Below are 12309 nucleotides of genomic sequence, written 5' to 3' on the forward strand. Positions count from 1 at the left end.
ATATTTAATAAAATGTCAAGCCACTAAAACGGAAAAATTTGAAACATTCCGTTATACAACAATTTAATATATTACTTCACTTACTTACTAACCTTTATCAATTAACATACCATACGTTCTAAGTCAAATGAAGATGTCTTATCATATTTTTGCTTATTCTTCGCATACTAAACCAATAACGCTTGACTATGCGGAGGATCTCATTATGAAAAGAAGTCAATTTAATAAAAATCGAAATATCTTCCCATTAAAAATAGAGGAATTTGAGAAAATATTAAAATCGGAATTTCCGAGTAATCCCGATCTTAGCATCTCCATATATGAAAAACAAAATAAAAAGGTGATTGTGTTTTATATTGCTTACCAAGTCGAAGGGGATAAAGTAGAGGAATTTTTATTAGAGCCATTACTAGATGAAAAGTTGGAATGGACAAATCAAAGTATTTTAAATAATATCCCTTTAGGTAGTGGTAAAACTGTTGAAAAGCTAAATGATATTCTGAAAAAACTTTTAATTGGCGGCGTATTTATCTATATTGAAGGAGAAAATACGGTCGTTGAGTACTTAATATCCAAAAAGGAAAAGCGTGCCTTACAACAATCCGAAACAGAATCGGTAGTACTAGGTCCAAAAATTGGTTTTACCGAATCCATGGTGACCAATCTAAATATTATTCGCTGGACCATTAGGTCAAAAGATCTTGTATTAGAGAAATACATGATTGGAGAGAGGGAGCCTCGTGAAGTCCGTCTTATTTACTTAAAATCCGTTGCCAATAAGACCGATATTAACACGTTTAGACAAAGGTTAGAGGAATTAGAAATTGATGTGGTAGATGATAGTTCTGTTTTATTACAGTATTTAGAGGATTCGTCCCTGACTATATTTCCACAGTTTTTGACAACCGAATTACCGGATCGGTTCAGCTATGATATTAACAGAGGAAGAATCGGGGTATTAGTGGAAAACAGTCCAACCGCACTCATTGCTCCGACTACTTTTTTTAGTTTTTTTGAATCTACGGAAGACCTGTACATGCGGTGGAATGTTGGTAGTTTTTTGAGACTTTTACGGTTTATCTCCTTTTTTCTCTCAACGGTTTTCACTCCACTTTATGTGGCTGCCGTTACATTTCATTATGAAATCATTCCAACTCCATTATTAATTAATCTAGGAGAGTCAAGGGCTGCTGTGCCATTTCCTCCTATACTCGAAGCTTTGTTCCTAGAGCTTATGATTGAATTATTACGAGAGTCTGGTGCAAGGTTACCAACTAAAATTGGTCAAACGATTGGTATTGTTGGTGGTGTTGTCGTTGGAACTGCTGCCGTGCAAGCAGGGATTACAAGTAATGTGCTAATTATATTTGTCGCCTTAAGTGCCTTAGCATCTTTTACTGCACCGAATTATTTAATGGGTACTACGGCAAGAGTCATCCGATTTCCTTTGATTATACTAGGAGGACTACTTGGTCTAGTCGGGCTCATATATGGAGTAAGTTTTCTCATTATCCATTTATTAAGGCTAACATCTCTTGGTAGACCCTATCTTTCCCCACTGTATCCAATTGTGTGGGAAGATTTTAATAAAGTTTTTTTCCGATTACCAGCCAGCTATCAAAACAAGCGCTTTAAGTCTTACCGTCCTAAAGATTTAATCCGTTACAGAAAAGAGAAGTCTACCAAGAAAAAAGATATTGATGAGTAGGTGGATGTATGGATATTAATGTGAAAATGAAGAAAAACCTACAAATACGTGCTTTTTATTTGTTTTTTGTTTTAAGTTCCATTCAACTAGGGGTAGGGATTATGGGATTTCCAAGAATCGTTTATCAAGAAGCCCTGCAAGATTCTTGGATTTCCATCCTCATTGCCTTCCTTTATATTGTTGCTGTTATTATCGTTATGCTAGCGATACTTAAACAATATAAAAATGCTGATATTTATGGTATTCAAGTGGATATTTTTGGAAAATGGTTAGGTAAGATTCTGGGTTCTGTTTATATCCTTTATTTTGGTTTAACCTTATTCTCTGTTCTCATCACGTATATGGAAGTTATAAGGGTCTTTATCTTTCCTACTATTAGTAATTTTTCGTTGGGGGTCCTACTCTTATCATTACTTATTTATAGTGTTAAAGGAGGAATTCGCGTCATTGTCGGAGTTTGTGTCCTTTTCTTTTTTANTAATTCTTTAACTAGTTTGCTTTCTTAAGGAAAATAAAAAAACCGACAATTTTATAATTAATGGTTTTTCCCATTAACTAAGAAAATTGTCGGTTTACTTTTAACTAATAAAATATTTTTTAAAAGTCTACCATTATAAACTATATTAGCACGATGTAAATACAACTAGTTCAAATAGAATTACTTTTTCATAAACTCAAGATGAATTGAATTGATGCTAAAGAATACTATGACTAAAATTTATACCTATAAGAATAACTAATATTTAATAAAATGTCAAGCCACTAAAACGGAAAAATTTGAAACATTCCGTTATACAACAATTTAATATATTACTTCACTTACTTACTAACCTTTATCAATTAACATACCATACGTTCTAAGTCAAATGAAGATGTCTTATCATATTTTTGCTTATTCTTCGCATACTAAACCAATAACGCTTGACTATGCGGAGGATCTCATTATGAAAAGAAGTCAATTTAATAAAAATCGAAATATCTTCCCATTAAAAATAGAGGAATTTGAGAAAATATTAAAATCGGAATTTCCGAGTAATCCCGATCTTAGCATCTCCATATATGAAAAACAAAATAAAAAGGTGATTGTGTTTTATATTGCTTACCAAGTCGAAGGGGATAAAGTAGAGGAATTTTTATTAGAGCCATTACTAGATGAAAAGTTGGAATGGACAAATCAAAGTATTTTAAATAATATCCCTTTAGGTAGTGGTAAAACTGTTGAAAAGCTAAATGATATTCTGAAAAAACTTTTAATTGGCGGCGTATTTATCTATATTGAAGGAGAAAATACGGTCGTTGAGTACTTAATATCCAAAAAGGAAAAGCGTGCCTTACAACAATCCGAAACAGAATCGGTAGTACTAGGTCCAAAAATTGGTTTTACCGAATCCATGGTGACCAATCTAAATATTATTCGCTGGACCATTAGGTCAAAAGATCTTGTATTAGAGAAATACATGATTGGAGAGAGGGAGCCTCGTGAAGTCCGTCTTATTTACTTAAAATCCGTTGCCAATAAGACCGATATTAACACGTTTAGACAAAGGTTAGAGGAATTAGAAATTGATGTGGTAGATGATAGTTCTGTTTTATTACAGTATTTAGAGGATTCGTCCCTGACTATATTTCCACAGTTTTTGACAACCGAATTACCGGATCGGTTCAGCTATGATATTAACAGAGGAAGAATCGGGGTATTAGTGGAAAACAGTCCAACCGCACTCATTGCTCCGACTACTTTTTTTAGTTTTTTTGAATCTACGGAAGACCTGTACATGCGGTGGAATGTTGGTAGTTTTTTGAGACTTTTACGGTTTATCTCCTTTTTTCTCTCAACGGTTTTCACTCCACTTTATGTGGCTGCCGTTACATTTCATTATGAAATCATTCCAACTCCATTATTAATTAATCTAGGAGAGTCAAGGGCTGCTGTGCCATTTCCTCCTATACTCGAAGCTTTGTTCCTAGAGCTTATGATTGAATTATTACGAGAGTCTGGTGCAAGGTTACCAACTAAAATTGGTCAAACGATTGGTATTGTTGGTGGTGTTGTCGTTGGAACTGCTGCCGTGCAAGCAGGGATTACAAGTAATGTGCTAATTATATTTGTCGCCTTAAGTGCCTTAGCATCTTTTACTGCACCGAATTATTTAATGGGTACTACGGCAAGAGTCATCCGATTTCCTTTGATTATACTAGGAGGACTACTTGGTCTAGTCGGGCTCATATATGGAGTAAGTTTTCTCATTATCCATTTATTAAGGCTAACATCTCTTGGTAGACCCTATCTTTCCCCACTGTATCCAATTGTGTGGGAAGATTTTAATAAAGTTTTTTTCCGATTACCAGCCAGCTATCAAAACAAGCGCTTTAAGTCTTACCGTCCTAAAGATTTAATCCGTTACAGAAAAGAGAAGTCTACCAAGAAAAAAGATATTGATGAGTAGGTGGATGTATGGATATTAATGTGAAAATGAAGAAAAACCTACAAATACGTGCTTTTTATTTGTTTTTTGTTTTAAGTTCCATTCAACTAGGGGTAGGGATTATGGGATTTCCAAGAATCGTTTATCAAGAAGCCCTGCAAGATTCTTGGATTTCCATCCTCATTGCCTTCCTTTATATTGTTGCTGTTATTATCGTTATGCTAGCGATACTTAAACAATATAAAAATGCTGATATTTATGGTATTCAAGTGGATATTTTTGGAAAATGGTTAGGTAAGATTCTGGGTTCTGTTTATATCCTTTATTTTGGTTTAACCTTATTCTCTGTTCTCATCACGTATATGGAAGTTATAAGGGTCTTTATCTTTCCTACTATTAGTAATTTTTCGTTGGGGGTCCTACTCTTATCATTACTTATTTATAGTGTTAAAGGAGGAATTCGCGTCATTGTCGGAGTTTGTGTCCTTTTCTTTTTTACCTCTCATTGGATTTTTTTCTTACTAATTCAACCTGCTTTGTATATAGATATTACTCATTTTCAACCAATGTTTGTATCTTCGTTTACCGAAATATTGAAAGGGGCTCAACTAAGCGCTTATACCTTTATGGGATTTGAAATCCTCCTAGTCATTTATCCATTTATTTCAAACAAGCAAAAATTAAAACTTCCAAGCTTTCTGGCTGTTGGGTGGACAACCTTCCTCGTTTTTTTAGTTACTATGTTAGTTATCGGATATTATAGTTATTACCAAATCTTAAGAAGAGAATGGGCTGTACTAGGTTTATTTAAAACGCAAAATTTGACATTTATCGAGCGATTTGATTATATCGTTGTTGCCGAATGGATGATGGTTGTGATCCCAAATATGATTCTACTCATGTGGGCTATGACCTATGGAATGAAACGACTTTATAATGTTCAACAAAAAACAACCTTATATATTGGTTCAGGTATTCTACTATTCGGATCTATTTTCGCTGATGAACATTTTCGTGTTCAAAAAATAATTGACCTATCCGCTCAATTTGGATTATGGATCGTCTATGTCTATCCATTTCTACTATTACCTATTGTATTGTTTAAAAAAAGATGGCACAGAAAAAAAGGGAGTAACAAACATGCGTAGTAAATACATTGGGATTTTATTTGTCCTTTCTTATTTATTAACAGGGTGTATACCAGAACAAACGATAGAAGAATTGGCAGTTATCAGTGGACGTGGAATAGACTTTACCGAAGATAACCGATTGGAGAAAACATTAAATGTAATCCGTTTTGATCCGCAATCTGATGATTTATATACAACGCTCACAGGAATTGGCGATACACTAAAGGGGGCCCGTGAAGAGGCATCATACAGAACAGCCTATGAACTTGTTGAGGGTCAGTTAAATATAGAGATATTTGGTAAGGAAGTGGCACAGCAAGGGATTGCCCCTTATTTAAGTTCATCCGTACGTGATGCTCTAGCATCCGATACCATGAAACTTTTGGTTAGTGAAACAACAGCGAAAGAAATATTTCATAGTGATTCTTCAAAATCAAAAACAATCGGGAACTACCTTGATACACTTATTAATAAGGAAGTGGAAGAAGGAAAAATGGTTCCCATTGTTGTACATGATTTTACAAGAAGGACGGAAACAATCGGTCAAGATGGGATATTACCAATTGTTGGTTTAAGAGAAAATGAACCTAGGATAGTAGGTATTGCTTTATTTCAAGGATACCGCTATGTTGCCGATATCACCTTACATCAAGGTACATTAATAAACCTTTTCCGAAACAAATTAGCTAACACCCCGATGCAAATTACATTACCTCGTGAGCCATTTAAGAAATATATTGTAGAATATGGAGGAAGAGATAAAGGAAACAGTAAAAACGATAATAATGATGAAATATCCTTCCATTTAAGGGTAGTAAAGGGAAATAGCAAAACCAAAGTAAAAGATGTTAAAAACCTAACATATCATACTGACATCCATTTGAAAGTAGACCTAATGGAGGCAACCGAAACGGTGAGTATTAAAAATTCGCATGTTGCAGATATCTTTGAAAGGGAAATGGAGAAGGAAGTAAAAGCTGAATATGAAGAACTTTTAAAACAAACACAAGATGCGAAATCCGACCCATTTGGTTATGGTAAACTATATCGCGCAAATACAAAAGATGGGAAATTGACCGAAAAAGAATGGCGGGAAAAATTTCCTAATATTCATGTTAACTTTCATGTTCATGTTGAATTGATGAATTATGGAACAATTAAATAATATGTGGGGATACTTGAAGAGAATGATCAAGCACAAGAGAATTGGATTCCCTTGTGCTTGCATTTTATAAAAGATATTTTACAGGCTAACTTCTTTTAAGATTTCAATGACTCTGTCACGTGATTTTTCACTATGATATTCTTTCATTTTATCTAACATGACTGGTGCATATTCCTTCAGGCGATTTAATTCCCGAACTAATTGCTCATTTGTTAAATTCTCTTCTTCCAATACACGTGCATAGTTTTTACTTGCAAAGGACTCTGCATTAATAATTTGGTCTCCCCTACTCGCTTCCCTAGATAAAGGAATTAATAGCATAGGGATTCGTAATGCTAAAAATTCAAAAATAGCATTAGAACCTGCGCGTGATAATACATAATCCGTTGCAGCAAAAATATCCTTTAATTCATCGTGGATATACTCAAATTGAACATACCCTTTTTTTTGGTAGGTGTCATCTAATTTACCTTTCCCACAAATATGAATGATTTGAAAGTTATTTAAAAGCTCTGATAGACTTTCTCTTACCGTGTCATTAATTTTTTGCGAGCCACCACTACCACCCATAATCAGTAACACAGGCTTTCCTTTGGATAACCCTGCATATGCTAAGCCTTTCTCTCTATCCCCTTGAAACAATTCCTCACGAATCACTGCTCCCACATATTCTGATTTTTCTTCTGGCAGATATTTCATGGTTTCAGGAAAGGTTGCAATGACCTTCCTTGCAAATGGAATAGATAATTTATTGGCAAGACCTGGCGTATAATCTGATTCGTGAATAACCGCGGGCACTCTTCTTAGTTTTGCCGCTGCTACTACAGGAACAGATACAAATCCGCCCTTCGAAAAGATGACAGAGGGCTTCCGTTTTCCAATAATGTTATAAGCCTGCATTGTTCCTTTCAACACTTTAAATGGATCCTTCATATTTTCTTTCGATAGGTACCTACGCAATTTACCAGTAGAAATAGGATGATATGTAACACCATACATTTGTCCGATTAAATCACGTTCAATCCCATTATATGATCCGATATAGTCAATCTCCCAACCTTTTTCTCGATAATAAGGAATAAGGGCGAGATTGACAATAACATGTCCTGCCGTTCCACCACCGGTAAATAAGATTCTTTTTCTATTCATTTATGTACGTCCTTCCTTCCCCAATTAGGTAATTAACGTTATAATATGCTTTATGCTCCCATTATTTTGGTTTTGCAGAATACACTAAAAGGAAGCGGTTTTTATGTATGAAACTACAACATTGCGTGAAAAACTGAAATTATTTGCTGTTATCTTGGTACCCATTCTTATAACACAAATCGGTATCTATTTAATGAATTTTTTTGATACCGTCATGTCTGGAAGAGCTAGTGCCGCAGATTTAGCTGGCGTTGCCATTGGATCAAGTCTTTGGGTACCCGTACTTACAGCAATAAATGGTATCCTTTTAGCAATTACTCCTATTATAGCCCATATTACAGGTGCCAAGGCAAATCATCTGGTTCCAAAAAAAATTCAGCAAAGCATCTATTTATCTATAGCACTTGGAATTATCGTCATGATTCTCGGTGGAATAGTGTTAGATCCTATTTTGCGATTAATGGATTTGGAATCAGAAGTTCAACATATTGCTAAATACTATCTTATTACCTTAGGGATAGGAATTATTCCATTGTTTATCTATAGTTCCCTTCGAAATTTTATAGATGCACTTGGGCAAACACGTATCTCAATGATGACTATTCTCATTTCATTACCAATTAATCTCTTTTTCAATTATATTTTTATCTTCGGAAAGCTTGGGATTCCGGCACTTGGAGGAATTGGTGCAGGTATTGCAACAGCGCTTACCTATTGGGTGGTTTGTTTAATTAGTCTATCCATCGTTCATAAACTGCAACCATTCCGTGAATATAAGATTTTCTCAAACTGGACAAAGCCACAATTTAAAAGCTGGTTGGAACAGTTAAAAATTGGGGCACCCATCGGTTTTGCGATGTTTTTTGAAACGAGTATATTTTCTGCTGTAACGATTTTAATGAGTGTATACACAACGTATACAATTGCAGCACATCAGGCTGCCATGAATTTTGCATCCTTACTGTACATGATTCCATTAAGTGTTGGTATGGCACTAACCATACCGATTGGCTTTGAAATTGGTGCCAATCGGTACAAAGAAGCTAGAACATATGCATATATAGGAATCAGTGGATCAATTTTTATCGCAATCTTAAATGGGTCGGTACTATATTTCTTAAGGGAACCTGTTGCTACTTTATATAATACAAACCCTGTAGTCATTGAATTAACAACACAGTTTATCATTTTTGCGATTTTTTACCAACTAGCAGATGCCTTTGGCGCACCAATTCAAGGTGCACTAAGAGGATATAAGGATGTAAACATCACACTTATCATTGCCCTTGTTTCCTACTGGCTTATCGGTCTCCCGTCAGGATGGTTGTTAGCAAATTATACATCACTTGAAGCGTTTGGCTACTGGGTTGGAATTACAGTTGGCTTAAGTACAGGAGCCATCGCCCTTTTATGGAGACTATTTGTATTACAAAATAGGTATAAGAAAAAAGAAACAGCTACACAATAACGAAACTCATCAGATGGATATGCTGATGAGTTTTTCTTATCTTCATGAATGGATGTATGCTAAAAACAACAACGTTAGAATGTTTCAATAGCTCCAAATATTATCAATATGATCTAGCTAATAAATAATCCGGCAAACGTTGCAGAAAGAATAGATGTTAGGATAGCATTAAATAATAATTTCATTCCAAATCCGGAAACAATAGATGCCTTTTCACTATCAATCCCCTTTACGGATCCCGCAATGATACCAATGGAAGAGAAGTTTGCAAAACTTGTTAAAAAGACCGTTACAACAGCAATCGTTTTTTCAGACATATACTCTAGCATAGGCTGAAATTCAAGCATAGCTACAAATTCATTGGTTACAATTTTTGTACCCATAATTGCACCCGCATCTACCACTTCGTTCATTGGAATCCCCATAAGAATCCCAAAAGGTGCAAAAATATAACCTAAAATTTCTTGTAAGGTTAAATCAGCAAATACTAATTGTACCAGCCAGTTAACCAATTCTAATGATGCAATAAATGTGATTAACATGGCAGCTACAATGAGTGCAATTTTTCCGCCTTCTAAAGCACCATTCCCCATCGCTTCAAAAACACTTTTATCATCTGATACATTTTTAATATCAACCTTATCCTTTTCTCTTGGAACTTTAACTGGTGCCATAATAGAAGATACAATTAGTGCGCTAAACATATTCAACGGCAATGCAACTAAAATATATTCCGCCGGTAACATTAAGATATAGGATCCAACAATGGAAGCGGAAACCGAGCTCATTGCTGAGGCACAAACGATAAATAATCGATTGGCATCTATATAGTGAAATTGCGATCGTATAGCAATAAGAGCCTCTGATTGACCAAAAAAGATACTATTTACTGCGTTAAATGATTCTATTCTTGGGACACCAGTAATTTTAGAAAGGAATCCACCAATATATTTAATGGTTAATGGTAAAATTCGTAAATAAGTAAGTACTTGGAGTAGTGTTGCAAAGAAAATGATTAACAGTAGTACATTAAAGAAGAATACACCACCTTCTTGTAATGTAAATCCTCCTAACACAAAATTTATACCCACCGTACCGAATTCGATTAGCTTATTAAACATCGCAGAAATCCAATTAATAATCGCTGCACCAATACCCGTATTTAACATAAACCAAGTTGTCAAAATTTGAAGCAGTAACATAACGCCAAGGCCTTTATAATTTATTTGCTTTTTATCATTTGAAAACAAGTATGCAAGCCCTAGTACTACGATGATTGCTATAATACCTAGAATAATATCCACAAATAATCCTCCCTATTTTGATGTAAGTTAACATTTTAGTTATACCCCATAATCTTATGTATTAATATAAATCTTGAACAGAATTTGGTGGACAACCAAAAATAGAGAATCTTCTCTCCGGTTGTTTCTTCTTGAATTAAAAACTGCCTCAAGTAAACAAATACAAATGGTATCTATTTACTGAGGCAAAAGTATCACAGTATCATCCAAATGGATAATTTCATTCTCACGAGCGCACATTAGTACCGTTCCTTTAATGCATTGGGAAAAATACCATTTGTATGAGGAAAATGAATCCAAACAAATAGATTATCCAATGGACGTCCTTCCCTTTTCCGCTTACTAATTTCAGTAATGGATAAGATATAAATCCAACAGCAATTCCTGTAGCAATACTTGATGTAAAAGGCATCATTAGGATAACCGCAAATGCTGGGAATGCTTCATCAAATTGTCTCCAATTTATTTTAGCTAATCCCTCCATCATAAAACTTCCAACAATAATTAGAATAGGAGCTGTGATTGCGGGAACTCCTGCAATCACTTCGATAATAGGAGTGAAGAAAATAGATACAATGAATAGTATTGCAACTACAACAGATGTCAAACCAGTTCTTCCACCCGCTGCAACTCCAGAACTTGACTCAATATATGCAGTAGAAGGGCTAGTGCCAAACATGGACCCAACTGTTGTTGCTGTTGCATCAGCTAACAACGCTTCTTTAGAACGTGGCATTTTACCATTCTTTATAAACCCTGCTTGCTCAGCAACACCAATCATCGTACCTGTCGTATCAAAAAGGGTTACTAATAAAAAGGCAAAAATAACAGCATAAAGACCGTTAGAAAACACTCCAGCAAGATCCAAATCGAAAAAAACCGGGGTCGGAGGTGTTGATACTACACCATCAAAATGTAGTTGACCAGTAAAAAATGCAATAATTCCAGTTAGAACCATTCCAAAAAATAATGCTCCTTGAACCTTTAAAATATACAGTACTAAGGTAATAAATAAACCAACAATAGACAGTATAATCATTGGGTCAGTTAAATCACCTAATCCGACTATATTAGCTTCATTGGGCACAACAATACCTGAATTTCTCAAACCGACAAATGCAATAAAAAGACCAATTCCCGAAGTAATCCCATATTTTAAGGTATCTGGAATGGCAAAGATTAATGTTTCCCTTAAATTCGTAAATGTTAATAATATAAATAAGAGACCTGCTAGAAAAACAGCACCAAAAACAACCTGATAAGATAATCCCTGAGTTGCTACAATACTTGCAAAATAAGCATTCAAGCCCATTCCTGGTGCAATTGCTATAGGATAATTAGCTAAAAAGCCCATTAATAATGTACCAACAACGGATGCTATAACGGTAGCCATAAATACTTGTTCAAAAGGAACACCTGCACCAGACAAAATCGCAGGATTCACAACTAGAATATATGCCATGGTAAGGAATGTTGTAATACCTGCCGTAAGCTCCGTTCGGATATTTGTGTGTTGCTGTCTTAATTTAAATAATTTCTCCATTACAAACACCTTACTTTCCGGATTTTTAACACAACGTTTACTATGATATTCGTTTTTTCACCTTTTTTCAATAATTTATTATTAAATTTTATAACAAAATATAAGATTTCATGACAAAACTCAAGTTTTTTCGATTATCCGTTAGTAAAAGCTATTAAATTTACTATGTATTCTCCTTAAAAGGGCTGTTTTCTAAACAATTGTTGTTTATGCACAAGTAGTATAGAATGTGCAGTAACCTGTCACAGATGACTGGTGTACTAATACTGCTACGGAAATACACTACGCTTTCCGTGGGTGCTGCTGAGCCTCCTCCGAGCTAACGCTCTCCAGAGACTCACCTAGGCTTTTCGTCCCACAGGAGTCTCCGTGTATTTCCTCCGCTATTTCTGCGCATTATTCTTCTATTATTATTC

9 protein-coding genes are annotated in these 12309 nt (G+C 34.9%); 6 read left to right on the top strand and 3 right to left on the bottom strand.

The genetic code is table 11. The annotated features are described in order from the left end of the window. Nucleotides 1–205: 205 nt before the first annotated feature. From CAO17_RS11160 to CAO17_RS11180, 5 genes are all read left to right on the top strand, one after another. Nucleotides 206–1708 carry a spore germination protein gene (locus CAO17_RS11160; RefSeq protein WP_085992834.1) on the top strand — a complete coding sequence of 501 codons (1503 nt, stop codon included), beginning with the start codon at nucleotides 206–208 and terminating at the stop codon, nucleotides 1706–1708. 26 nt (nucleotides 1709–1734) lie between these two features. Then, nucleotides 1735–2214: a GerAB/ArcD/ProY family transporter gene (locus CAO17_RS11165; protein WP_245831825.1), complete on the top strand. Its 480-nt coding sequence runs from the start codon at nucleotides 1735–1737 to the stop codon at nucleotides 2212–2214. 438 nt (nucleotides 2215–2652) lie between these two features. Then, nucleotides 2653–4155: a spore germination protein gene (locus CAO17_RS11170; protein WP_085992834.1), complete on the top strand. Its 1503-nt coding sequence runs from the start codon at nucleotides 2653–2655 to the stop codon at nucleotides 4153–4155. A gap of 26 nt (nucleotides 4156–4181) precedes the next feature. Further along, complete coding sequence (locus tag CAO17_RS11175) at nucleotides 4182–5282, top strand: GerAB/ArcD/ProY family transporter (protein ID WP_245831826.1); 1101 nt, start codon at nucleotides 4182–4184, stop codon at nucleotides 5280–5282. Further along, nucleotides 5275–6429: a Ger(x)C family spore germination protein gene (locus tag CAO17_RS11180; RefSeq protein ID WP_179151938.1), complete on the top strand. Its 1155-nt coding sequence runs from the start codon at nucleotides 5275–5277 to the stop codon at nucleotides 6427–6429. Before CAO17_RS11175 ends, CAO17_RS11180 begins: the two co-directional genes overlap by 8 nt. Before the next feature lie 78 nt (nucleotides 6430–6507). On the opposite strand, the gene CAO17_RS11185 is transcribed toward CAO17_RS11180, so the two are convergent. Further along, on the bottom strand, nucleotides 6508–7578 hold the full coding sequence (locus CAO17_RS11185; protein ID WP_085992838.1) for an undecaprenyldiphospho-muramoylpentapeptide beta-N-acetylglucosaminyltransferase: 1071 nt from the start codon (nucleotides 7576–7578) through the stop codon (nucleotides 6508–6510). Between the two features lie 103 nt (nucleotides 7579–7681). Between CAO17_RS11185 and CAO17_RS11190 the strand changes: the two genes are divergently transcribed. After that, complete coding sequence (locus tag CAO17_RS11190; protein WP_085992839.1) at nucleotides 7682–9046, top strand: MATE family efflux transporter; 1365 nt, start codon at nucleotides 7682–7684, stop codon at nucleotides 9044–9046. 113 nt (nucleotides 9047–9159) lie between these two features. Here CAO17_RS11190 and CAO17_RS11195 read toward each other — a convergent pair whose 3' ends face one another. Together CAO17_RS11195 and CAO17_RS11200 are read right to left on the bottom strand one after the other, a co-directional pair. Beyond that, nucleotides 9160–10350: a NupC/NupG family nucleoside CNT transporter gene (locus CAO17_RS11195; RefSeq protein WP_085992840.1), complete on the bottom strand. Its 1191-nt coding sequence runs from the start codon at nucleotides 10348–10350 to the stop codon at nucleotides 9160–9162. A gap of 253 nt (nucleotides 10351–10603) precedes the next feature. Next, entirely contained in the window at nucleotides 10604–11893 is a 1290-nt protein-coding gene (locus CAO17_RS11200) for an NCS2 family permease (RefSeq protein ID WP_085992841.1), read from the bottom strand. Nucleotides 11894–12309: the final 416 nt, after the last annotated feature.

Source organism: Oceanobacillus senegalensis (genome assembly GCF_900176885.1).
Taxonomy (GTDB): Bacteria; Bacillota; Bacilli; order Bacillales; family Amphibacillaceae; genus Oceanobacillus; species Oceanobacillus senegalensis.